22 protein-coding genes are annotated in these 21,968 nt (G+C 69.3%); 13 read left to right on the top strand and 9 right to left on the bottom strand.

From position 1 onward, the window contains the following. Positions 1 to 16: 16 nt before the first annotated feature. From BMY69_RS10520 to BMY69_RS10505, 4 genes are all read left to right on the top strand, one after another. On the top strand, positions 17 to 358 hold the full coding sequence (locus BMY69_RS10520; RefSeq protein ID WP_090177811.1) for a hypothetical protein: 342 nt from the start codon (positions 17 to 19) through the stop codon (positions 356 to 358). After that, the gene (locus BMY69_RS10515) at positions 358 to 1,332 is read left to right on the top strand and encodes a multidrug resistance efflux transporter family protein (RefSeq protein WP_090177809.1); all 975 of its coding nucleotides are present in this window, start codon (positions 358 to 360) and stop codon (positions 1,330 to 1,332) included. Before BMY69_RS10520 ends, BMY69_RS10515 begins: the two co-directional genes overlap by 1 nt. A 55-nt stretch (positions 1,333 to 1,387) precedes the next feature. Beyond that, positions 1,388 to 1,843 (top strand): hypothetical protein, encoded by a 456-nt coding sequence (locus tag BMY69_RS10510; protein WP_090177806.1) that lies wholly within the window; start codon positions 1,388 to 1,390, stop codon positions 1,841 to 1,843. Positions 1,844 to 1,947: 104 nt separating this feature from the next. Then, positions 1,948 to 3,180 (top strand): MFS transporter, encoded by a 1,233-nt coding sequence (locus tag BMY69_RS10505; protein WP_090177803.1) that lies wholly within the window; start codon positions 1,948 to 1,950, stop codon positions 3,178 to 3,180. Here the strand turns inward: BMY69_RS10505 and BMY69_RS10500 are convergent. The 3 genes from BMY69_RS10500 to BMY69_RS10490 are packed head-to-tail and all read right to left on the bottom strand — an operon-like array spanning position 3,155 to position 5,521. Further along, a complete protein-coding gene (locus BMY69_RS10500) occupies positions 3,155 to 4,045 on the bottom strand; it encodes a LysR family transcriptional regulator (protein ID WP_218143156.1) in 891 nt (296 codons plus the stop codon). The genes BMY69_RS10505 and BMY69_RS10500 overlap by 26 nt on opposite strands. A gap of 5 nt (positions 4,046 to 4,050) precedes the next feature. Next, positions 4,051 to 4,917: an acyl-CoA thioesterase II gene (gene tesB, locus BMY69_RS10495; protein WP_090177801.1), complete on the bottom strand. Its 867-nt coding sequence runs from the start codon at positions 4,915 to 4,917 to the stop codon at positions 4,051 to 4,053. Positions 4,918 to 4,966: 49 nt separating this feature from the next. Further along, the gene (locus BMY69_RS10490) at positions 4,967 to 5,521 is read right to left on the bottom strand and encodes an N-acetylmuramoyl-L-alanine amidase (protein ID WP_090177799.1); all 555 of its coding nucleotides are present in this window, start codon (positions 5,519 to 5,521) and stop codon (positions 4,967 to 4,969) included. A 45-nt stretch (positions 5,522 to 5,566) separates the two neighbouring features. Between BMY69_RS10490 and BMY69_RS10485 the strand changes: the two genes are divergently transcribed. From BMY69_RS10485 to BMY69_RS10445, 9 genes are all read left to right on the top strand, one after another. Then, entirely contained in the window at positions 5,567 to 6,085 is a 519-nt protein-coding gene (locus BMY69_RS10485) for an alpha/beta hydrolase (protein ID WP_090177797.1), read from the top strand. After that, positions 6,082 to 8,226, top strand: coding sequence for a bifunctional 23S rRNA (guanine(2069)-N(7))-methyltransferase RlmK/23S rRNA (guanine(2445)-N(2))-methyltransferase RlmL (gene rlmKL / locus BMY69_RS10480; protein WP_090177794.1), 2,145 nt, complete (start codon positions 6,082 to 6,084; stop codon positions 8,224 to 8,226). Before BMY69_RS10485 ends, rlmKL begins: the two co-directional genes overlap by 4 nt. 77 nt (positions 8,227 to 8,303) lie before the next feature. Continuing rightward, entirely contained in the window at positions 8,304 to 8,723 is a 420-nt protein-coding gene (locus tag BMY69_RS10475; protein WP_090054390.1) for a hypothetical protein, read from the top strand. Positions 8,724 to 8,946: 223 nt separating this feature from the next. Continuing rightward, positions 8,947 to 9,573: a GNAT family N-acetyltransferase gene (locus tag BMY69_RS10470; RefSeq protein ID WP_090177793.1), complete on the top strand. Its 627-nt coding sequence runs from the start codon at positions 8,947 to 8,949 to the stop codon at positions 9,571 to 9,573. Further along, positions 9,570 to 10,835 (top strand): bifunctional tetrahydrofolate synthase/dihydrofolate synthase, encoded by a 1,266-nt coding sequence (gene folC / locus BMY69_RS10465; RefSeq protein WP_090177790.1) that lies wholly within the window; start codon positions 9,570 to 9,572, stop codon positions 10,833 to 10,835. Before BMY69_RS10470 ends, folC begins: the two co-directional genes overlap by 4 nt. 88 nt (positions 10,836 to 10,923) lie before the next feature. Beyond that, positions 10,924 to 11,964, top strand: coding sequence for an SPOR domain-containing protein (locus BMY69_RS10460; protein WP_090177787.1), 1,041 nt, complete (start codon positions 10,924 to 10,926; stop codon positions 11,962 to 11,964). A 43-nt stretch (positions 11,965 to 12,007) separates the two neighbouring features. Further along, positions 12,008 to 12,640 (top strand): CvpA family protein, encoded by a 633-nt coding sequence (locus BMY69_RS10455; RefSeq protein WP_090177785.1) that lies wholly within the window; start codon positions 12,008 to 12,010, stop codon positions 12,638 to 12,640. Positions 12,641 to 12,656: 16 nt separating this feature from the next. Continuing rightward, positions 12,657 to 14,135 (top strand): amidophosphoribosyltransferase, encoded by a 1,479-nt coding sequence (gene purF, locus BMY69_RS10450; protein WP_090177783.1) that lies wholly within the window; start codon positions 12,657 to 12,659, stop codon positions 14,133 to 14,135. 53 nt (positions 14,136 to 14,188) lie between these two features. Next, positions 14,189 to 14,989 carry a ferritin-like domain-containing protein gene (locus BMY69_RS10445; protein WP_090177781.1) on the top strand — a complete coding sequence of 267 codons (801 nt, stop codon included), beginning with the start codon at positions 14,189 to 14,191 and terminating at the stop codon, positions 14,987 to 14,989. Between the two features lie 135 nt (positions 14,990 to 15,124). Here BMY69_RS10445 and BMY69_RS10440 read toward each other — a convergent pair whose 3' ends face one another. From BMY69_RS10440 to ppk1, 6 genes are all read right to left on the bottom strand, one after another. Next, positions 15,125 to 15,853, bottom strand: a complete 729-nt coding sequence (locus tag BMY69_RS10440) for a UDP-2,3-diacylglucosamine diphosphatase (RefSeq protein WP_090177778.1) — start codon at positions 15,851 to 15,853, stop codon at positions 15,125 to 15,127. Next, positions 15,850 to 16,596, bottom strand: coding sequence for a peptidylprolyl isomerase (locus tag BMY69_RS10435; RefSeq protein WP_090178436.1), 747 nt, complete (start codon positions 16,594 to 16,596; stop codon positions 15,850 to 15,852). Before BMY69_RS10435 ends, BMY69_RS10440 begins: the two co-directional genes overlap by 4 nt. 65 nt (positions 16,597 to 16,661) lie before the next feature. Beyond that, a complete protein-coding gene (locus tag BMY69_RS10430; protein ID WP_090054374.1) occupies positions 16,662 to 18,179 on the bottom strand; it encodes a Ppx/GppA phosphatase family protein in 1,518 nt (505 codons plus the stop codon). Positions 18,180 to 18,223: 44 nt separating this feature from the next. Next, positions 18,224 to 18,745 (bottom strand): hypothetical protein, encoded by a 522-nt coding sequence (locus tag BMY69_RS10425; RefSeq protein WP_090177776.1) that lies wholly within the window; start codon positions 18,743 to 18,745, stop codon positions 18,224 to 18,226. Then, complete coding sequence (locus tag BMY69_RS10420; protein ID WP_090177773.1) at positions 18,742 to 19,887, bottom strand: MGDG synthase family glycosyltransferase; 1,146 nt, start codon at positions 19,885 to 19,887, stop codon at positions 18,742 to 18,744. Before BMY69_RS10420 ends, BMY69_RS10425 begins: the two co-directional genes overlap by 4 nt. Further along, entirely contained in the window at positions 19,884 to 21,956 is a 2,073-nt protein-coding gene (ppk1, locus tag BMY69_RS10415; RefSeq protein ID WP_255364523.1) for a polyphosphate kinase 1, read from the bottom strand. Before ppk1 ends, BMY69_RS10420 begins: the two co-directional genes overlap by 4 nt. Positions 21,957 to 21,968: the final 12 nt, after the last annotated feature.

The raw sequence follows: 21,968 nt of genomic DNA, 5'->3' as shown, positions 1-21,968 counted from the left end.
CGCCCGAGTCCCTCCGATGACCCCCGAACGTTTCGTCCTGGCGCTGCAGAAGGCCGTCGTTCACGACAACCTCGCCGTCTACGCGGAGCTGTTCCGTGGCACGCCCGTCGACAAGGCGGTCGATCCGCACTGGGTGCGGGCGCTCACGCTGTTCAACGGCCTCGACGAGGAGAACAAGCACGTCCTCATCGAGATCATCTGCCACACGATGGTCGAGACCACCGCCAACCTCCTGGGCATCCTCGACGGCGGCTGTCCGGTGGCCGGGATGGAAGGCGACGTGTCGCTGCAGGTCGATGGCCGGCCGATCGGCGGCGAGCTGCAGGAGCTCTTCCTCGAACTGAGCGAATCGGCCTGATGGGGTCGAACGCGCTGAAGGCGGTGGGCATCGCGCTGCTCTCGGCGCTGTTCTTCACCTTCACCTATGTCTTCAATCGCGCGGTGGTCAGCGGCGGCGGGCACTGGCAGTGGGCGGTGATCCTGCGTTACCTGATCACGCTCCCGTTGCTCGCCGCGGTGCTTCCATTTCAGGGCGGGCTCGGCGACCTGCCGGGCGAGTTACGGAAGCATCCGTTGCCCTGGATGCGCTGGAGCGCGGTCGGTTTTTTTCTTTTCGGCATTCCGCTCACGTGGGCCGCGAGCAGCGGGCCGTCGTGGCTCATCGCCGGGAGCTTCCAGATGACGGTCCTCGCCGGTCCGCTCATGGCGCCCTTCATCTACCGTGACACGCGAGCTCGCTGGCACGGCGGCGCGCTGGCGATCGGCCTGCTCATCGTCGTGGGCGTCGCGTTGCTCCAGTACGGTCATGCCAATGGTGCGCTCGACACGCGGGCGTGGCTCGCGGTCGCCGCGGTGGTGTTCGCGGCGTTCGCTTACCCGCTGGGCAACCGGAAGATCCTCCTCCACCTCGAACGGACGGGCACGCGCCTGGGAGCGGTGCAGCGCGTGTTCGGCATGACGCTGGCGAGCTGGCCGCTCTGGATCGTGTTCGCCGCGGTGACGTGGGTCCAGGTCGGGCCACCGACCGCGCGCGAGGTCCTTCTCGCGGGCGGGGTCGCGCTATCGTCGGGCGTCATCGCCACCGTTCTGTTCTTCCACGCCACCGACCGCGTCGGCAGGCAGCCCACCGCGCTCGCGGCCGTCGAAGCCATGCAGGCGGCGGAGCTCCTTTTCGCGGCCGTCATCGGCGCGGCGTTCCTCGGCGAAGCCGCGCCCGGTGCCCTGGCCGGTCTGGGCGCGCTGGCGATCATCGTCGGCATCGTCCTCTTCGCGTGGGCGAGCAGTCGGGAAGCACCGCCCTCCGATGTGCTCGAAGGCGACCGTGGCGGTTGACGCCGTCGTGACGCCGGCAGGGTAGGCTGGTCGGCGTCTTCCGGGAGTCCTCGCCATGAAATCGCTCGCCATCGCCATCCTGCTGGGCCTCCCGATGCTCGCCGCCGCGCAGACACCGCCAGGCGCGCATCGCGCGGACGCGCCGGCCGCGCAGCCGATGAAGCGGTTCGTCTGGCGCGACGAAGCCGCCGGATACACGTTCGTGGGGCCTCAACGATGGGTCGGCAAGGTGCGCGCCGTGCCGCTCTCGTCGAAAGCCCTCGCCACATCCGGCGCCACGAGCGGGGTGCGCTTCCTTGATGGAAAGCACGTTGTGCTGGAACTCCTCGCCGCCGACGACGGGCGGGAACAGGCGCTGAAAAGCGCGGGCACGACCGAGCTGTCGCGCCACGCGGGCCACGTGGTCGCCGTGAAGAGCGCGGCGGACGGCGGAGAACTGGCACTGACGAGCGAGGAACTCGCCGCGGCGGTGCAGTGGGATGGCGGGGCGGCGGGCACGGTGTCCCGCTAGGCCGCTGCGATACGTCAGACGTATCGAACGGGAGGTTTCGCGGTATCGATCCGACTCAATTCAGGGTCTAACCTTTTCCCGGATTCAATTTCTGGAGGTGACCCGTGGACGGTTCGTCGCCCGCCGCGCCGGCGTTTCCCGACCAGCGCATCCGGCATGGCACCCCCGCGTTCCGGCGCACCAATCTCGCGCTGTTCTCGTCGGGCTTCGCCACGTTCGGGCTGCTCTACTGCGTGCAGCCCCTGCTGCCCGCGTTCTCGCACGCGTTCGGTGTCGACGCCGCGTCGAGCAGTCTCGCGCTGTCGCTGACCACCGGCGTGCTCGCCGTCGGCATGCTGTTCGCGGGGGCGATCTCGGACGCGTTCGGGCGCAAGCCCGTCATGCTGGCCTCGCTGCTGGGTTCATCGCTGCTCGTGCTGGCGACCGCGGTGGCTCCGAACTGGCCGTCGCTTCTCGTCCTGCGTGCCTTGCTCGGCGTGACGCTAGCGGGCCTGCCGGCCGTGGCGATGACCTATCTCAGCGAAGAGGTGCACGGCGAATCCATCGGCCTCGCGATGGGTCTCTACATCGGCGGTAACGCGATCGGCGGCATGGGTGGCCGGCTGATCTCGGGCTTCGCCGCCGATCATGCGTCCTGGCGGATCGCCGTGGGCGTCATTGGCGCGCTGGGCCTGATCGCGGCGGCGCTCGTGGCGCGCGGCCTGCCACCGTCGCGGCATTTCGAGCAGCGCCGCGTCGACCCTCGCGCGTTCCTCGGCACGTTCGCCGCGCTGTTCCGCGACAAGGGCCTCCCGTGGCTGTTCGCCGAGGGCTTCCTGCTCATGGGCGCGTTCGTCACGATCTACAACTACGTGGCGTTCCGCCTGCTCGCGCCGCCGTTCTCGCTGTCGCAGTCGCACGTCGGTGCGCTCTTCATGGTCTACGTCGTCGGTGTCATCGGCTCGGCGTGGGCCGGATCGCTCGCCGACAGGGTGGGGCGTCCGCGCCTGCTCTGGGCGACGCTGCTGCTGATGGCGGCCGGTGTCGCGCTGACGGCCAGCGCGTCGCTCTGGGCCATCGTCGCGGGTATCGCGATGCTGACGTTCGGCTTCTTCGGCGGGCATTCGATCGCGAGCAGCTGGGTGGGCAAGCGCGCCGTGTTCGCGCGCGCCCACGCCTCGTCGTTCTACCTGTTCTCGTACTACATGGGTTCGAGCATCGCCGGCTCGCTGGGTGGCATCGCGTGGACGTACGCGGGCTGGAACGGTGTCGCCGCCTACGTCGGCGTGCTGGTGCTCGCGGGGCTCGCCATCGCGGTGAAGCTGCGCACGGTCAGGCCTTCCGGATCAGCCGCGTGAAGGCCCTGACCAGCGGCGACGGGTCGTCGCGCCGGTGGGTGATGTAGAGCGCGCTGGCCGCATCGGGCGACGCGATCGGTATATAGGCGACTCCTTCGATCTGCACGTGCTGCAGCGAGCGCGGCAGGATGGCGACCCCCATCCCTGCCGCGACGAGGCCGACCATCGTGGAGGACTCGCCGGCTTCCTGGGCGATCCGCGGCATGAAGCCCGCCTGGCGGCACAAAGTCAGCAATTGGTCGTGGATGCCCGTGCCCGAGGCGCGCGTGAACACGACGAAGCTTTCCTCGGCGAGCTCTTCCATGCGCAGCGACGCCTGGCGTCGCGTCGCGAGCGGGTGATCGGCGCGCAGGACGGCCACGAGCGGGTCGTCGACGAGCTTGTGGGCGACGAGCGGCGCGGGAGGGGCGACGCCGCGGATAAGTCCGACGTCCTGGCGATCGTCGAGCAGGCACTCGAACTGCTGCAGCGTGGTGCGCTCGAGCAGCACCAGCCGCACCGCGGGGAACGCCTCGCGAAACGCGCGGATCGTGCGCGGGAAGCGCTCGATCAGCGGCATGCTGCGTGTGAAAGCCACGCGTAGCTCGCCGATCTCGCCCCGCTCGGCGCGGCGCGCCGTGTCGCCGGCGACGTCGACGCGGCCAAGGATGTCGCGGGCCGCGTCGAGGTAGGCACGCCCGGCGTCCGTGAGTTCCACCCGGCGGTTCGTCCGTCGCAGCAGGCGGACGCCAAGGTGTTCCTCCAGATCGCGGATCTGCTGGCTGAGCGGCGGCTGCGAGATGCCCAGGCGCTCGGCCGCGCGGCCGAAGTGGAGCTCGTCGGCCACGGCGATGAAGTACCGCAGGTGGCGGAGCTCGATGCCCAACGGCGTCAGTCCGGCCGGACGCGGATCAGGCCTTCCTGGGCCGTCGATGCGACGAGCACGCCGTCGCGCGTGTAGATCATGCCGCGCGCGAGGCCGCGCGCGCCCTGCGACGTCGGGCTGTCGAACGAATACAGCAGCCACTCGTCGATGCGGAACGGGCGGTGGAACCACAGCGCATGGTCGAGGCTCGCCATCTGCATGTTGCGCGTGAGGTAGGAGATGCCGTGCGGCAGCGTGGCCGTGCCGACGAGGTGGAAATCCGACGCGTACGCGAGCAGGGCCTGGTGCAGCGCGAGCGTGTCGTCGATGGGCGCGGTGAGGCGGAACCAGATGTGCTGGTACGGCGGGCGCTTGGCCGGACGCAGTTCGTCGCGCGGCCAGACATGGCGGAACTCGAACGGACCGTCGATGCCGAGCCAGCGCTGCGTCTTTTCCGGCAACCGCGCCAGCTGTTCGGCGGACATCGCGGGCATGGGATCGATGTCTTCCGGGGCCGGGACTTCCGGCATCGACATCTGGTGCTCGTAACCCGTTTCCGGTTCCTGGAACGAGATCGAGCCGTTGAGGATCGGCTGCCCATGCTGGATGGCGACGACGCGGCGGGACGAGAACGAGCCGCCGTCGCGCGTGCGTTCGACGCTGTATACGATCGGCGCGTTGATGTCGCCGGCGCGCAGGAAGTAGGCGTGCAGCGAGTGCGCCTCGCGCCTCGGGTCGACGGTGCGCTGCGCGGCCGAGAGGGCCTGGCCGAGCACCTGGCCGCCGAACACGAAGCGGGTGCCGATGTCGCGACTCTGGCCGCGGAAGAGGTTGTCTTCGAGGCGTTCGAGTTCGAGCAGTTCGACGAGTTCGCCGACGTGGTTGTCCGACATGGGTGTCCCTGGCAAAGGCGGCAGTGCGTAGGCGGCGAGTATAGCGGGGCTACGCGGCGAGCCGGCTCAGGCGGGATGCGTCGTAGGCGCGTGCCCAGGGGAACTGCGGACCGGGATCGCGCTTGCGCGGCACCTCGTTGTCCGGGTCGTCGCTGGCCGGGACCATGGCGGTGTCGAGGTCTTCGTGGCCCGCGATATGGCGCAGCGACGGGAATCGCACCACGAGATGGTCGAGCAGGGCGCGCAGCGCGTCGATCTGGCGGGCCGGGTAAGGCTCGGTCATCACCTGATGGTCGGAGTGGAACCAGTCCGGATAACGGCCGGTGTTGACCAGCTCGATGCCGATCGATCGCGGGTTGTAGCCGCGGGTGTGGTTGGCGACCCGTAGCGGATCCACGTAGCACAGCACCGAGCCGTCGCGGTCGATGTAGTAATGGCCGCTGGCGCCGGCGCCGGAGTCGTAGAGCACGCGCTCGCCGTACTCGCGGGCCATGGCGAGGTCGGGCAGTTCGGTGCAGTGGATCACGACGAGGTCGACGGCGTCGGGCGTCCGTTCGGGGAGGAGGGCCTCGTAGGGCAGGGGGGCGTGAAGGATGTCGATCATGCCGCTTTGATAACATAGGCGGTCATTCCGCGTACGGAGACCGCCATGCGCGGCCACATCATCCTTTCCCATGGTTCCGATTCGGGCCCCGACGCCACCAAGGTCAGCGCGCTGGCCGTCGTGGCGGAGTCGCTCGGCTGGACCACCGTGCGCCCCGATTACCGCGACGACGACGCCCGCGGCCATGCCGGCTCGGTGCCGCCGCGCCTGGACCGCCTCGCCGCGGCGATCGCCGCCTCGCCGGTGCCGCCGGTGCTGGTCGGTTCCAGCATGGGCGCCTTCGTGTCGGGTCTGGCCTCGCTGGATGCCCCCGTCGCGGGCCTGTTCCTCCTGGCGCTGCCCGCCCGCATTCCCGGCTACCCGCGGGCGTTCGGCGCCCGGGCAGGCGTGCCGTCGTTCCTCGTGCACGGTTACGCCGACGACGTGTGTCCCCTCGACGAGGCCCTGGCGTTCGCCCGCGGCCATGCCATGCCGGCGCTCCTCGTGCAGGACGACCATCGCCTCGGTGCGACGCTGCCCGACATCGAAGCGGAGTTCCGCCGTTTCCTGGGTGGCCTCGCATGAGCGCGTTCTTCGCCACCTGCCCGAAGGGCCTCGAATACCTGCTCAAGGACGAACTCGTCGCCCTTGGCGCCACCGACGTGCGCGAGGCGCTCGCGGGCGTGTCCTTCGCCGGCACGATCGAGACGGCGTATCGGGCGTGCCTTTGGTCACGCATGGCGAGCCGCGTGCTGCTGCCGCTGGCCGAGTTCGACGCGGCCGATCCGGACGCCCTCTACGCCGGCGTGCAGTCGATCGACTGGTCGGAGCACCTGGCGGCGCATGGCACGCTGGCCGTCGATGCCAACACCGCGCAGAGCAAGCTCACCCACAGCCAGTTCATCGCGCTGAAGACGAAGGACGCGATCGTCGACCAGTTCCGCGCCGCCAGCGGCGCGCGCCCGGATGTCGACCCCGAGGAGCCGGACCTGCGCGTCAACGTGCGCCTGCGCCGCGACCGCGCGACGCTGTCCATCGATCTCTCCGGTTCGCCGCTGCATCGCCGTGGCTGGCGCGAGCAGCAGGGCGAGGCACCGCTGAAGGAAAACCTGGCCGCCGCCATGCTGGTGCGGGCGCAGTGGCCGCGCATCTACGCCGAGGGCGGTGCGCTGGTCGATCCGATGTGCGGATCGGGCACGCTTCTGATCGAAGGCGCGCTCATGGCCGCCGGCGTCGCGCCGGGTCTGCGCCGCGACTATTTCGGATTCCTCGGCTGGCTCAAGCACGATTACGCCCTCTGGCGCACGATCTACGACGAGGCGAAGGCTCGCGCGGACGAAGGCCTGCGCGCCCTGCGTCCGGTCTTCTTCGGCAGCGACGCCGATCCGCACATGGTGCAGACCGCCAAGCGCAACGCGCAGAGCGCGGGTGTCGCCGGCTTCGTGCACCTCGACAAGCGCGACGCCGTGCACGTCGCGCCACCACCCGACACACCGCTCGGACTGGTGATCACGAACCCGCCGTACGGCGAGCGCCTGGGCGATCGCGCGGAGCTGCCCGTGCTCTACCGCGACCTCGGCCAGGCCCTGAAGGATCGGTTCGCCGGCTGGCGCGCGGCGGTGCTCGCAGGAGACGAGGAGCTGGGGCGCGCGCTGCGCCTGAGTCCGGACAAGCGCTACGCGCTGTACAACGGCGCGCTCGAGACGCCGCTGCTCACGTTCGCGCTGCGCGCGCGCGACGAGGCGCCCCGCGAGGCGAAGCCGCTCTCCGACGGCGCGCAGATGCTGAAGAACCGGCTGGAGAAGAACGTCCGCCACCTGCGCAAGCGCCTCGCCCGCGAGGGCATCACGTGCTGGCGCGCGTACGACCAGGACCTCCCCGAGTACGCTGCCGCCATCGACGTCTACGAAGAGTGGCTGCACATCCAGGAATACAAGGCGCCGCAGGACGTGCCGGTCGACGTGGCCCGCATCCGCATGCGCGAGATCGTGCGCGTCGCGGGCGAGGTGTTCGGCATCCCGCGCGACCGCATCGCGGTGAAGACGCGCGAGCGCGGCAAGGGCGGGTCCAAGTACGGGCAGTTCGACCAGAAGGGCGAATTCATCGAGGTCCACGAGGGCGGGCTTTCCTTCCTCATCAACCCGACCGATTACCTGGATACCGGCCTGTTCCTCGATCACCGGCTGGTCCGCGCGAAGATCCGCGAACTGGCGGCGGGCAAGCATTTCCTGAACCTGTTCGCCTACACCGGCACGGCCAGCGTGTACGCCGCGGCCGGCGACGCCCGCGACACGACCACGGTCGACCTGTCGGGCACGTACCTCGACTGGGCCTCCCGGAACCTGGCCCTGAACGGATTCACGGGCAACCGGCACCGGCTGGTCCAGGAAGACTCCCTGACCTTCCTCGAAAAGCGCTCGATGCAGTACGGGCTGATCTACGTCGACCCGCCGACCTTTTCCAACTCCAAGAAGGCGGACGACTTCGACGTGCAGCGCGATCACGTGAAGCTGCTGATGCTCTGCGCGGACCGCCTCCTGCCCGATGGCGTGATCGTTTTCTCCAACAACTTCCGCCGCTTCCAGCTTGATCGGGCGGCCCTCGAACCCCATTTCTCCATCGAAGACTGGAGCGCACCGAGCATCCCGTTCGACTTCGCCAGGCGCCACGACATCCATGGCTGCTGGCTGCTTCGGAAGCCGTTCGTGAATCCGTGGAAAACGTGAAGGTTCGGTCGAGAAAACTTCAGTCCGGATTCAGTGCCGGAGCGCGAATCTGCGCTCAACACCCGGAGGTAACTGTCATGAAAGCTAAGTTCGTCAAGCCGGTTCTCGCCCTCGCCGCCGCGGGCCTCATGGCCTTCGCTCCGGGCGCGTTCGCACGTGGCCACGGCTACTACGGCGGTGGCTACGGCTACCATGGCGGGCACGGTTACTACGGTGGCGGTTACGGCTATCGCGGCGGCTATTACCGCGGTGGCCACTACGATCACGCGGGCCGCTGGATCGCCGGCGCGATCGTCGCCGGTGCGGTGGTCGGCCTGGTCGCCAATGCCACCCAGCCGCGCACGGTCGTCTACGACCGCCCGGTGTATTACAGCCGCCCGGCAACGGTGGTCTACGACGACGCGCCGGTCGTGACCCGCCGCGTGACCACCACGACGACCTACGTCGACGACGGCTACGGCACCCGCTACGTCCGCGACGACGGTTACGGTTACTGATCGCCGCTTGTTCCCGACAGAAGCCCCGGCACCGCCGGGGCTTTCTTTGTGCGGCGAGGCCGGCCTGTAGGAGCGGACCTGGCCGCGACAGCTTCTGGGCTGTGAGCAGCAGGGCCTGTGGCTTTTCGCGAGAAGCCGTCGCGGCCAGGTCCGCTCCTACAACTCGCCCACGGCGGGCACGCGAGCCGCTAAGCTTGCCGCTTTCGCTCCGGCCCATCCTTCCATGCGCGACATTCCCGGCATCGACGTGCGTGTCTACATCGGGCAGGACATCCTGCGTGTCGTCGACGAGATCGCGGGCCTGCGCATCGCGGTTTTCCGCGAGTGGCCCTACCTGTACGACGGCGATCGCGATTACGAGCGCGACTACCTCGCGGCGTACGCCGCGTCGTCCCGCAGCGTGTGCGTGGTCGCGCGCGAACAGGGCGGCCGCGTCGTAGGCGTGTCCACCGGCATTCCGCTGGCCGACGACGGCGAAGCGTTCCACCAGCCGTTCCTGGAGCGCGGCCTGCCGATCGACGACGTCTTCTATTTTGGCGAATCGGTGCTGCTGCCCGCGTTTCGCGGGCGTGGAATCGGGCATGCCTTCTTCGACGCGCGGGAAAGCCACGCGCTTTCCGCCGGGCCGTTTCGCTGGACGGCGTTCTGTTCGGTCCGCCGGAACCCGGCGGACCCTCGTGCGCCGGCCGGTTACCGCGGCAACGAGGCGTTCTGGCGCGGTCGCGGTTACATCCCGGCCGAAGGCATGCATTGCACACTGGCCTGGAAGGAAACGGGCGACGCCGAAGCGACGCCCCACGATCTCGATTTCTGGATGCGCGAACTCGATCGCGCCAAGGTATCCGCATGACCCGCACGCTCGCCGAATGGCTCACCTACCAGGAGCGGACGCATCCGCGCGACATCGAGCTCGGTCTCGACCGTGTCCGAGGCGTCTGGCATGCGATGGGCGCTCCGCGTCCGGCGCCGGTCGTCATCACCGTCGGCGGGACGAACGGCAAGGGCTCCACGGTCGCGCTCCTCGAGGGCATGCTGCGGGCGGCGGGCTATCGCACCGGCTGTTACACGTCGCCGCACCTGCTGCGTTACAACGAACGCATCCGCATCGATGGCGTCGACGCGGACGACGAGGCGCTCGTCGCGTCCTTCGAGCGCATCGAGGCCGCGCGCGGATCGATCCCGCAGACGTATTTCGAGTTCGGCACGCTGGCCGCCATCGACCTGATGTCGCGGGCCGCGCTGGACGTCGCCATTCTCGAGGTTGGCCTGGGCGGGAGGCTCGACGCCGTCAACATCGTCGACGCGGACGTCGCCGTGGTGACGACGGTCGACCTCGACCATCAGGACTGGCTCGGCGGCGACCGTGACAGCATCGGACGGGAGAAAGCGGGCATCGCGCGGGCGGGCCGGCCGGTCGTCGTCGGCGAGGCATCGCCTCCGAAGGGTCTGCTCGACGCGCTGGGCGCGATCGGTGCGGCGATCGTCCGGGCCGGGATCGATTTCGTGGCGGAGGACGCCGCGCCTGGGTGGCGCTGGACGCACCGCGACGGGACGTCGCTGGATCTGCCGTCGCCGGCGCTCGACGCACCCGTGCAGAGGGCGAACGCCGCGGCGGCCATCGCGGCGCTGCATGCGCTGGGTGGCCGGGTGACCGTCCCGGTCGCGGCGATCGCTCATGCGCTGACGACGGTGCGGGTCGGAGGGCGCCTGCAGCGCATAGCGGACCGGCCGCGGACGCTCGTCGACGTCGGCCATAACCCACAGGCTGCGCGAGCCCTCGCCGATTGGCTGGACGCGCGGAACGACGGTGGCCGCGTGCTGGCCGTCTACGGCGCGCTGGCGGACAAGGACGTGGCCGGTGTCATCGCCGCGCTCGGCGAGCGCATCGATCATTGGTTCCTCGCCGGCCTCGACGCCGACACGCCGCGCGGTCTCCCGGCGGAGGCCCTGGCGACGGCGCTAACGGGCGTCCTTCCGGCTGCCGCCTTCGATCGCCATGCGACGGTCGGCGAGGCATGGGCCGCGGCGCGATCGGCGGCGGCCGACGACGATACGGTGCTGCTGTTCGGCTCATTCTTCGTCGCGGGCGCGGCGCTCTCCGCATCGGCGTGAACGCCGGCCCGACCGGAAGCATCGGGCGGACCCCGATGCCGGGTATAATCGTCGCGATCCGCTTTGCACCGGTCGTATGGAGCCTTCCTTGAAAACACGCCTGTTGGGTGCCGCTGTCCTGATCGCGCTGATCGTCCTGTTCGTGCCGATGATGTTCTCCAGCACGCCGCCGAAGACGGACACCGACCAGACCGTGAGCCTCGCCATCCCGCCGGCGCCCGACCGCGACCTGCAGACGCGTACCCTCGACGTCGCCCCGCCCGGCACGCCGCCGCGCGCGCCGGCCGGCCAGGCCGCGCAGACGTCTCCTGCTGCTACGCCAGCCGCCCCGGCCTCGGCACCCGCCGCGACCGTGACCCCGGCCGCCGGTGGCAAGCTGGCCTCCGTGGATATCGCCTCGCGGAAGCCGGCGGACGCGCTCCCGGAAGACTTCGCCAACGCGCCTGCCGCGAGCAAGCCTGCTCCGGCCGTGCCCGCGCCGTCGCCCAAGCCCACTAAACCCGCGCCCGCCGCGGCGCCCGCCGAGGCACCGGCGCTGCCGCCGGGCACCGCCGCGCGCGGCAGCTACAGCATCAATCTCAGCGCCTACGCGGACCGCTCCAAGGCCGATGCGCTGGTGCAGAAGGTCAAGGCGCTCGGTTACCCGGTCAGCACCGCGTCGACCACCCAGGCGGGCAAGGCGCTGACGCGCGTCAACGCCGGTCCCTTCGAGACCCGTGCCGCCGCCGAGGCGGCGCGGCTGAAGATCGTCGCCGCGGTACCGGGGGCGCCGGCCAGCCTGTCCACGAAGGCGGAAAACCAGACGGCCGACGCGCCGGCGCCCGCTCGCGCCGCACCCGCATCGGTCCCGGGCGCCGCGACGCCGGCCGTGCCGGCCGCCGCGCCGCGCGCCGGTGGCTTCGCCGTGCAGGTCGCCGCGGTGTCCAGCGAGGCCGAGGCCGGGCGCCTGCGCGACCGGCTGCGCGCCGCGGGCATCCCCGGCTACGTGGACAGCATCGCCTCGTCGAGTGGCGCGAAGCTCTGGCGCGTCCGCGCCGGGCCGCAGACGCAGCGCGACGACGCGGTGCGTCTGAAAGATTCGATCAAGGCCAAGGTGGGCCTCGATGGCGTCGTCGTGACCGCGCCGTAAGGCGCTTTCGACGACAACGCCACCGTCAATCCGGGAGCGCCGTGTGAACTGGGCCGATTACGTCATTCTTGCCGTGCTGTTCCTCTCGGTCTTGATCGGCCTCATGCGAGGCCTCATTTCCGAGGTGCTTTCGCTCGTGATCTGGGTCGCGGCGTTCTGGCTGGCATGGATGTTCGGGCCCACGGTGGCGACGTATTTCGAGGGTAGCGTGCCGCTGCCCACCGCCCGGATGGCGATCGGCTACGGGTTGTGCTTCATCGTGGTGCTGCTGGTGGGTGCGGTGTTCCGGTTCCTGATCGGCCGGCTGGTGTCCGGCACGGGGCTGGGCGGCGTCGACCGGTTGTTCGGCTCGCTGTTCGGGCTGGCGCGCGGCGTACTGATCGTGAGCGCGGTGGTGTTCATGCTGGAATTCACGCCGCTGCCCGCCCAGCCGCTATGGCGCGAGTCGACGATGCTGCCGCAGTTCGCGGCGCCGGCGGCCTGGCTGGGTCAGCAGATTCCCGCGAACGTGCGCGACTACATGCATCCGCCCGAGTCGCTGAAAAACATGAAGATGCCCGACGTCGCCTTGCCGAGCCGGGAAGAACTGATGAAACTGCGCGACCTCACGGTACCCGCGCGGCCAACGCAAGATTCGAAAGCTCACCCAGCCGCCGCGTCCACGGCGGCTCCTTAAAGCAGAAGGCAACACCATGTGCGGAATCATCGGCATCGTCGGTACCACGGAAGTGGCGTCGGCCCTGTATGACGGCCTGACCGTCCTGCAACATCGCGGGCAGGATGCCGCCGGCATCGCCACCGTGGATGGCGCGCGCCTGCGCCTGCACAAGGGCAACGGACTCGTTCGCGACGTCTTCAATTCGGCGGGCGTGAGCAAGCTGCGCGGCCGCATCGGCATCGGTCATTGCCGTTACCCCACGGCAGGCTCCGAAGGCACGGAAGAGGCCCAGCCCTTCTACGTGAATTCGCCCTACGGCATCGCCTTCGCGCACAACGGCAACCTCGTCAACACCGAGACCCTGCGCAAGGAGATGTTCGAGGACGATCGCCGACACATCGATACCGATTCGGATTCCGAAGTGCTGCTCAACGTGCTCGCGCACGAGCTGCAGGTCGAGGATCGCGGCGATCTGACGCCCGAGCACGTGTTCAAGGCGATCGCAGGCGTGCATGCCCGCGCCCGTGGCGGTTATGCGTGCATCGCGCTGGTGCTCGGCTATGGCCTGATCGCGTTCCGCGACCCGAACGGCATCCGTCCGCTCGTGCTCGGCGAGCGCGACACCGCCGAGGGCCGCGAGTACGCCGTGACGTCCGAATCCGTCGCGCTCGACATCCTGGGTTTCCGCCGCGTGCGCGACATCGAGCCCGGCGAAGCCGTGATCATCACCGAGGGCGGGCAGTTGCACGCCCAGCGCTGCGCCGAGGGCGCGGTGCATGCGCCGTGCATCTTCGAGTACGTGTACCTCGCCCGTCCGGATTCGATGATCGAGGACGTCTCGGTCTACAAGGCGCGCCTGCGCATGGGCGAGAAGCTCGCCGAGAAGATCCTGCGCGAGCGCGGCCCCGACCACGGCATCGACGCCGTCATTCCCATCCCGGATACGTCGCGCACCGCCGCCAGCTCGCTGGCGCAGGCGCTGGGCGTCCCGATGCGCGAGGGCCTGGTCAAGAACCGCTACATCGGCCGCACGTTCATCATGCCGGGGCAGGGCGAACGCGTGAAGTCGGTGCGCCGCAAGCTCAACGCCATCGACCTGGAGTTCCGCAAGAAGAACGTGTTGCTCGTCGATGACTCCATCGTGCGCGGCACCACGTCGAAGCAGATCATCCAGATGGCCCGCGACGCGGGCGCGAAGAACGTCTACTTCGCCTCGGCCGCGCCGCCGGTGCGCTACCCGAACATCTACGGCATCGACATGCCGGCCGCGTCCGAACTGATCGCCGCGGGCCGCACGGTGGAAGAGGTCGAGAAGGCGCTTGGCGCCGACTGGCTGATCTACCAGGATCTCGACGACCTGATCTGGGCGGTCACGGACGGCAACGAAGACCTCAAGCAGTTCGACACCTCGTGTTTCTCCGGCGAGTACGTCACCGGCGTCGCGGAGGGCTTCCTCGAGCAGCAGGAAACCCTGCGTTCCGACGCCGCGAAGAACGAACGGCGCAGCGCCTGACGGCGATGGTGGGAAGCGCGCTGGCGCGCTTCCCACTAGCGTTTTTTACAGCCATGAACGATCTCCATGCCGCCGCCCGCCGCTGCCTCGATGCGACCGAGCCCGCGGAGAAGGTCCGCCTGACCTTCGCGGCCTGGACCGCGCTGAACGCCGGTACGCTTGCCCCGGACGCCGCATCGCCGCCACCCGATCCCATCGGTCTGCCAGGCCGCCCCGTACGGCCCCGGCTCGTCCCCGCCCGCGAGCTCGCGCAGCGCGGCCTTGGCACGGAGGCCGGGCGCGCCGCGCTCGTCCACGCGATCGCGCATATCGAATTCAACGCCATCGATCTGGCATGGGACGCGATCTATCGTTTTCGCGGCAAACCCGACGCCTACTACCGCGACTGGGCATCGTGCGCCAACGACGAAGCGCGGCACTTCACGATGCTCTCGGAACGGCTCGCCGAACTCGGCCACGCGTACGGCGACTTCGACGCGCATAACGGCTTGTGGGAGATGGCGGAGAAGACAGCCCATAGCGACACCGCCCGCATGGCGCTGGTGCCGCGCGTGCTCGAGGCGCGTGGCCTCGATGTGACGCCGGGCATGATGGAACGGCTACGCCGTCAGGGCGACGATCGCACCGTGGCGATCCTCGAGGTCATCCTTCGCGAGGAGGTCGCGCATGTCGCCGCCGGCACGCGCTGGTTCCACTGGTGCTGCGCCCGCGACGGCATCGATCCCGAAGCGACGTTCGCGACGCTTCTCGACGACTACATGAACGGCTCGCTGCGCGGGCCGTTCAACCTCGATGCCCGCCGCGCGGCCGGCTTCTCGGAATCCGAACTCGTCTGGTTGCGGACGCTCGGCTGATTCTCCGCCCCCGCTGCTCGGCCGTTGGAGCGCATCTGGGCGCGATTGGGTGCTTGTCGCGAGCACCTGATCGCGCCCAGGTGCGCTCCAACAGGGTCGCGTCCGGGTGTGTTACCGCTTTTTGCCGCGATGCGGTCAGGACGAAGTCAGTCCGCGCAGTTCCGTCGATCCACCGTCGATGCGAAGCACCGACCCGTGGTCGTACCAGTCGCCCAGCACGATACGTTGGGCGGGTGCGCCGTCGAGCGCGAAGTCGTGGATGGCCGGCCGGTGCGTATGGCCGTGCACCAGGCGTACGACGCCGGCGTCGCGCATCGCCGCTTCGACCGCGCCCCGGTTGACGTCCATGATCGTCTCGTCGATGCGGCCGGTGCGCGACTTGCTGTCGCTGCGCGCCTTGGCGGCGAACGCGCGACGAGCCTCGAGCGGCATCGAGAGGATCTGTTGCTTCCAGGCGTCGGTACGCACCTGCGCGCGCACCGCCTGGTATTCGATATCGTCGGTGCAGAGCACGTCGCCGTGCATCAGTAGGGTTGGCACGCCTTCGATCGTATGCACGGTGCCATCGTCGAGCAGGCGCATTCCCGCCCGTTCGGCGAACGACGCGCCGAGCAGGAAATCGCGGTTGCCGACCATGAAGTAGACCGGGACGCCCGCGTCGCGAAGGCCGCGCGTCGCGGTCGCGATGCGCGCGGGCAGTTCCGCGTCGTCGTCGTCGCCGATCCAGGCTTCGACCAGGTCGCCGAGGATGTAGAAGGCATTCGCGCCGCGCGCCTCGTCGGACGCGAGGAAGCGCTCGAAGAGGGCGGTGATGTCGGGCCGGGCGTCGTCGAGGTGCAGGTCCGCGATGAACAGCGTGCTCATGCCGGCTTCGACGACGTCGCCGTGGGCTTCTTCTCGCCCTTCTTCGGCTCGGGGGCCTTCGCCGGCGTGGCCGTCGCGGGAGCGGCCTTGGCCGGAGGACCGGCGGTGGCGGCGCCGGCGGGCGCCGGCTTGTCCTCGCCCACGACACTCGCGGAATCGATGATCACCAGGGGATTCGGCACGTCGCCGACGAACGGGCCCTGCGGACGCGTGGGCAGCTTGGCGATCTTGTCGATGGTGTCCATGCCGGCGACGACCTTGCCGAACACGGCGAAGCCCCAGGTCATGCCGCTCTGGTTGCTGACGTAATCCAGACGACGGTTGTCGACCAGGTTGACGAAGAACTGGGAGGTGCCGGAATTGGCGTCGGTGCCGCGCGCCACGGCGACCGTGCCGCGCAGGTTCGAAAGCCCGTTGTCGGCCTCGCTCGGGATGGCGGCACGCGTGCGGCGCTGGGTCAGGTCGCGGCTGTAGAGGCCACCCTGCACCATGTACCCGTCGACCACGCGGTGGAAGACCGTGCCGTCGTAGAAGCCGTCGCGCACGTACTGGAGGAAGTTCGCGACGCTCTTAGGGGCTTTCTCGGGGAACAGCTCCAGCGTGAAGTCGCCCTGCGTCGTGTGCATGACGACGCGCGGATGCTCGACCGCCGCAGGCGCCGATGCCGCGGGCCGGGCCGCCTGCTGCGCGAGCGCGGCGACGGGCAGGGCGAGGAAGACGCTGGCAAGTACGGCTCTGAACATGGGCGACCGGTCGTGACGCTGGAACGATCCCGCCATGATACCCCCCTTCGCGGGTGCGATCGCCCTCATTCGGTCACGATCTCCAGCTCGAGGCCCAGTTCGGCCAGGGGCTCGCGCTCCTGCTCGAGGTCGGCCTCGGTCAACGGATGCTGGTCGAGCCAGTCCGCCGGGAGGGACAGGCGCAGCCGCTGGCGCGTCGCCACCACGCGGATCCTGGGCAGGGCTTCGGCCCGGCGCGCGCGACGGAAGAGGACGGCGAGGCGCAGGATCGCCGTGATGTGCCGGGCCAGCACGCGGTAGCGCACGGGCAGGGCGGAGATCGTGGATTTCTCGGGCTTGCGCCGGTGCGACTCCACGATCGCTGCTAGCAGCTGCTGCTCCTGGCGCGAGAAGCCGGCCATGTCCGCGTGCTTGAGGATGTAGGCGCCATGACGCTGGTGCTGGCTATGGGCGATGGCGAGTCCCAGTTCATGCACGCGCGCCGCCCACGAAAGCCATTCGCGCGCGTCGTCGTCGAGCTTCCAGACTTTCGCCAGCTGATCGAACAGCGACAGCGCGGTGGTTTCGACGCGACGCGCCTGTGCGCGGTCGACGCCGTAACGCGCGGCCAGCGAATCGATGCTGGCCATGCGCGGGTCCGTGCCGGCCGAACGGCCGATCAGGTCCCACAGCAGGCCTTCGCGCATCGAGCTTTCCGATACCCGCAGGCGATCGATGCCCAGCGCGTCGAACGCGGCCTCGAAGATCGCCACGCCGCCGGCGAAGACTTCCGCGCGATCGTCGGCGAGGCCGGGCAGCTTCAGCGTCGCGGAGGAGCCCTGCTCGATCAGCGCCTCGCGGATCGCGGCGAGCGACTCCGGCGTGATGCCGTCCTCGGAGAGCTTCATCGCGCGAACGACGGCACCGATGGCCTTCGCGGTGCCGGACGAACCATAGGCATCGCCCCAGCCGGCTTCGCGGTAATCCTCGGAAAACTGCTGCAGCAGCACGCCGATCTCGCGACGCGCGCGCTGCCAGCGCTTGCGCGTGATCTTGCCGCCGGGAAAGAAGCGCAGCGTGGAGGCGATGCAACCGACCTGCACGCTTTCCGTCAGCACGGGCGACGTGCCGCGGCCGATGATGAACTCCGTGCTACCGCCGCCGATGTCGATCACGAGGCGGTGGTCGCGCGACGCCGGCAGGTCGTGCGCGGCACCGAGGAAGATCAGGCGTCCTTCCTCGCGTCCCGAGACGATTTCCACGGGGTGGCCGAGCGCGGCCTCGGCGGCCGAAAGAAACGCATGGGGCGAGGCGAGCCGGCGCACCGTGTTCGTCGCCACGGCGCGCACGTGCAGGGCGGGAATGCCGGCGATCCGCTGGCCGAAACGGGCGAGGCTCGCGAGCGCCGCGGCGCGGTGGCTGGCGTCGAGCGTGCCGTCGGGTCGCAGGCCCACCGCCATGCGCACGGAGTCGCGGAGGCGATCGATCACGCGGGGTTCGCCGTGTTCGTAGCGTGCCACCACCATGTGGAAGCTGTTGGAGCCGAGGTCGACGGCGGCAAGGAGCTCGCCTTCGTTGATCTGCGATTTAGCTGTCGGTGCCAAGGGGAAATGTCCGCAGCGGGCTATCGGGTGATTCTGGCATGGGGTCAGGGCTTGCGTGCAAGCGAGCGATCGTGGGAAGGACGGGCTTTCGGCATCGCCGACAACGCGAAAAGCAGCAGGCAGAGAAAGCCGAAGACCCAGTAGTCCGTCGGCGCCGGGCCCCACCAGTGCCGGTGCCAGGGCACGTCGACCGGGTCGAAGCGCGCGAGTCCGAAGGCCGGGTTGAGGACGAACCACAGGGCGTCCTCGGCCACCCAGAACAGCATCACGCACGCGATGGCACGCACCTGGGCACGCCAGCTCCAGAAACCACGGAACACCATCGGAAAGTGGAAGAACAGGGCGATGAACGGGAACACCCAGGCGTGGTAGCCCGTCATCGCCCGGCCGCCCCAGAGCAGGTCGAGCAGCCAGTGATTCTCCACCCGCCAGGTCGGCAGGCTGCTCGCCCAGCCATGCGGGCCTTCGATCTCGATCTCCACGTGGGCGAACAGGAAGGCGAGCAGCAGCGTGAACAGGAATGTGGCGGCGACGGACGCCACGCGCCGTCCGGGAGAATGGATCATGCGGCGTCCAGGTGGGCGATGACGGTGTGGATCACGTCGCGCGCGGCGTGGGGCCGTCCGATCGCGCGTGCCCGCTCCGCCATCGCGGCGAGTCGCGGCGGGTCGGCGCGCAGCTGGCCGATCCGCCAGGCCAGCGCGACGGCGTCGATCGCCTTCCACGCGGCGCCCTGTTCGAGCAGATAGTCGGCGTTGCGTTCTTCCTGGCCGGGGATCGGCGCGTTGACGATCATCGGCAGGCCCATCGCGAGGCATTCCGACGTGGTCAGGCCGCCGGGCTTCGTTACGGCGAGATCGCAGCAGGCCATGAGCCGCTCGACGTGGCGCGTGAAGCCCTGCGGGAAGAGGCGGTCCGGGTAGCGCGCGGCGGCCAGCGTGCGCAGGCGCTCGAGCATCGCGGTGTTCCGCCCCGCGAGCACCACCAGCTGGAAGCCGTCGCTGTCCGTGAGGAGCGCTTCCGCGAGTTCGTCGAGCGCGCCGACGCCGGCTCCGCCGCCCATCACGAGATACGCCGGTCGAGCGGGGTCGAGACCGAACGAGGCGGCGAGCGCGTGCCGGTCGTGCGCCTGGGCGAACGCCGGCATGATCGGTATCCCGGTGGTGTGCACGCGTTCCGGTGGCAGTCCGACGGCGGCCATGCGCCGGGCGATCTCGGGACTGGCCGCGAAGTAACCCGCCATGCCGGGGATGATCCACATGCGGTGCAGGTCGAAATCGGTGACCTGCAGCCAGACCGGGGCATCAATGCGCCCCTTGCGTTTCTGCCGGGCGAGCATCTCGGCGGGAAGGAAATGAGTGCAGACGATGGCGTCCGGCGCGAACGCGGCGATCGCCGTGCGCAGGCGGCGCGTGTGCAGGCGCTCGATGGTGCGGCGCATGCGCTCGGTCACGGCATCCGGCCGCGTGTCGTCGGTGATGCGATAGAGCATGCCCCACAGCTGCGGATGCCGCGTGATGAGGCGCAGGTAGAAATCGGCGTAGATGCGGCGGAAGCTCGACGGGACGTAATCCATGACATCGAGGTGCCGCGCTTCGACGTCGTGGCCTTCGGCGGCCAGGGCGGCCACGCTGGCCTCCAGCGCCTCGGCGGCGCGCACGTGTCCCGCTCCCGCGGATACCGACAGGAGCAGGATGCGCTTCGTCATCCGCTATAGGCCGCGAGCAGCGCCTGCTGGGCGCTATGCGGCGCCTCGCCCCGGCGGGGATGGCTGCGCGTGTAGCGGCCGTCGCTGCCGAGCAGCCACGCCTGCGTGTTGTCGCGCAGGTAGTTGTCGAGCGTTTCGTCGTACACGCGGCGCGCGAGTTCGGGATCGAGGATCGGCACGCCGATCTCGATGCGTCGCATGAGGTTGCGCTCCATCCAGTCCGCGCTCGCGCAATACAGCTCGGGTGCGCCGTCGTTGCCGAACCAGTACACGCGGCTGTGTTCGAGGAAGCGGCCGATGATCGAGCGCACGCGGATGTTCTCGGACACGCCGGGGATGCCCGGACGCAGCGTGCAGGCGCCACGGATGATGAGGTCGATCTGCACGCCGGCGACCGACGCGCGATACAGCGCCTCGACGACGTGGGCTTCGTTGAGCGCGTTGAGCTTCGCGACGATGCGGCCGGGCCGGCCGTTGGCGGCGTGTTCGATCTCGCGCTCGATCTTCGCCATGACGCTGCTGTAGAGCGTGAACGGCGAATGCAGCAGGCGCTTCAGCTGGATCATGGGGCCGAGGCCCGAGAGCTGCTGGAACACCTTGTGGATGTCTTCGCCGATCTCGGCGTCTGCCGTCATGAGGCCGATGTCGGTGTAACCGCGGCTGTTGCCCTGATGGTAGTTGCCGGTGGACAGGTGCACGTAACGGCGCAGGCCGCTGCCTTCGCGACGCACGATGAGCAGCATCTTCGCGTGCGTCTTGTAACCCACCACGCCGTAGACGACCTGCACGCCGGCTTCCTGCAGGCGATTGGCCAGTCCGATGTTGGCTTCCTCGTCGAAGCGCGCGCGCAGCTCGATGACGACGGTGACGTCCTTGCCGTTGCGCGCGGCCTCGACCAGCAGGTCGACCAGGGGCGAATCCTTGCCGGCGCGATACAGCGTCTGCTTGATCGCCAGTACGCCCGGGTCCTGCGATGCGCGGCGCAGCAGCTCGACCACGGACGCGAAGGATTCGTACGGATGGTGCAGCAGCACGTCGCGCGTGCCGAGCACGTCGAACTCGTTCACGCCTTTCTCGAACGCGGGCAGCAGCCGCGGCGTGAAACGTGGAAACTTCAGTTCCGGCCGGTCGATCTGGTCGTAGACGAGCCCGGCGCGGATGATGTTCACCGGGCCGTCGCAGCGATAGACGTCGGCTTCCTCCAACTGGAAGTTCGCGATCAGCATGTCGGTGATCGCGCGCGGGCAATCCTCGCCCACCTCCAAGCGCACCGGTCGCGCGTAGCCGCGTCCGGCGAGCTCTTCGCTCAGGGCGCGCGCGAGGTTCTCGACTTCCGCTTCCTCCACCACCAGTTCGCTGTTTCGCGTCACCCTGAACTGGTACGCGGCGCAGACCTGGAAGCCGGGGAAGATCTCGTCGGCGAAGGCCTGAAGTACTTCGGCGAGGAAGACGAAATCGCCGTCGCCGCCGGAGACCTCGGCGGGGATGTGGATGATGCGGGGCAGGGAACGCGGCGCGCGCACCAGCGCCATGTGGCCTTCGCGACCGAACGCGTCGCGGCCCTTCAGCACCACGGCGAGGTTCAGCGTCTTGTTGAGGATGCGCGGGAACGGATGCGCGGGATCGAGGCCGAGCGGCGAGAGCACCGGCATGATCTCGTTCTGGAAATAACCCAGCAGCCAGCGGCGCTGCTTGTCGCTCCAGGTGTCGCGCGTGAGGAAGCGGATGCCGTCGGCGGCGAGCGCCGGCTGCAGTTCCTCTCGCCAGATGGTGAACAGCTCGTCCACGAGTTCCAGCGTGCGTTCGCGGATGCGCGTGAGGATTTCCGTGGACGACAGGCCGTCGGCGCCGGGGATGGCCGCGCCGAGCGCGTGCTTGTGCTTGAGCACGGCCACGCGCACTTCGAAGTATTCGTCGAGGTTGTTGCTGACGATCGTGAGGTAGCGCAGCCGCTCCAGCACGGGGACGTCGGGATCGCGCGCCTGCGCCAGCACCCGGAAGTTGAATTCCAGCGCCGCGAGCTCGCGGTTGATGTAGAGCCCGGGGGCGCCGAGGTCGATGTCGCTCATTCGTTTGGCCAC

The sequence above is a fragment of the Luteibacter sp. UNC138MFCol5.1 genome (assembly GCF_900110505.1).
Classification (GTDB): domain Bacteria; phylum Pseudomonadota; class Gammaproteobacteria; order Xanthomonadales; family Rhodanobacteraceae; genus Luteibacter.
Note: the sequence above shows the minus strand (reverse complement) of the source record. Positions and strands in the feature narration are given on the sequence as shown.

Coding starts and splice junctions, on each gene's coding strand:
- BMY69_RS10485 (WP_090177797.1), top strand. CDS start 5,567: ATGCGCGGCCACATCATCCTTTCCCATGGTTCCGATTCGGGCCCCGAC.
- BMY69_RS10420 (WP_090177773.1), bottom strand. CDS start 19,887: ATGACGAAGCGCATCCTGCTCCTGTCGGTATCCGCGGGAGCGGGACAC.
- BMY69_RS10425 (WP_090177776.1), bottom strand. CDS start 18,745: ATGATCCATTCTCCCGGACGGCGCGTGGCGTCCGTCGCCGCCACATTC.
- BMY69_RS10440 (WP_090177778.1), bottom strand. CDS start 15,853: ATGAGCACGCTGTTCATCGCGGACCTGCACCTCGACGACGCCCGGCCC.
- BMY69_RS10520 (WP_090177811.1), top strand. CDS start 17: ATGACCCCCGAACGTTTCGTCCTGGCGCTGCAGAAGGCCGTCGTTCAC.
- BMY69_RS10510 (WP_090177806.1), top strand. CDS start 1,388: ATGAAATCGCTCGCCATCGCCATCCTGCTGGGCCTCCCGATGCTCGCC.
- purF (WP_090177783.1), top strand. CDS start 12,657: ATGTGCGGAATCATCGGCATCGTCGGTACCACGGAAGTGGCGTCGGCC.
- folC (WP_090177790.1), top strand. CDS start 9,570: ATGACCCGCACGCTCGCCGAATGGCTCACCTACCAGGAGCGGACGCAT.
- BMY69_RS10445 (WP_090177781.1), top strand. CDS start 14,189: ATGAACGATCTCCATGCCGCCGCCCGCCGCTGCCTCGATGCGACCGAG.
- rlmKL (WP_090177794.1), top strand. CDS start 6,082: ATGAGCGCGTTCTTCGCCACCTGCCCGAAGGGCCTCGAATACCTGCTC.
- ppk1 (WP_255364523.1), bottom strand. CDS start 21,956: ATGAGCGACATCGACCTCGGCGCCCCCGGGCTCTACATCAACCGCGAG.
- BMY69_RS10475 (WP_090054390.1), top strand. CDS start 8,304: ATGAAAGCTAAGTTCGTCAAGCCGGTTCTCGCCCTCGCCGCCGCGGGC.
- BMY69_RS10515 (WP_090177809.1), top strand. CDS start 358: ATGGGGTCGAACGCGCTGAAGGCGGTGGGCATCGCGCTGCTCTCGGCG.
- BMY69_RS10435 (WP_090178436.1), bottom strand. CDS start 16,596: ATGTTCAGAGCCGTACTTGCCAGCGTCTTCCTCGCCCTGCCCGTCGCC.
- BMY69_RS10490 (WP_090177799.1), bottom strand. CDS start 5,521: ATGATCGACATCCTTCACGCCCCCCTGCCCTACGAGGCCCTCCTCCCC.
- BMY69_RS10470 (WP_090177793.1), top strand. CDS start 8,947: ATGCGCGACATTCCCGGCATCGACGTGCGTGTCTACATCGGGCAGGAC.
- tesB (WP_090177801.1), bottom strand. CDS start 4,917: ATGTCGGACAACCACGTCGGCGAACTCGTCGAACTGCTCGAACTCGAA.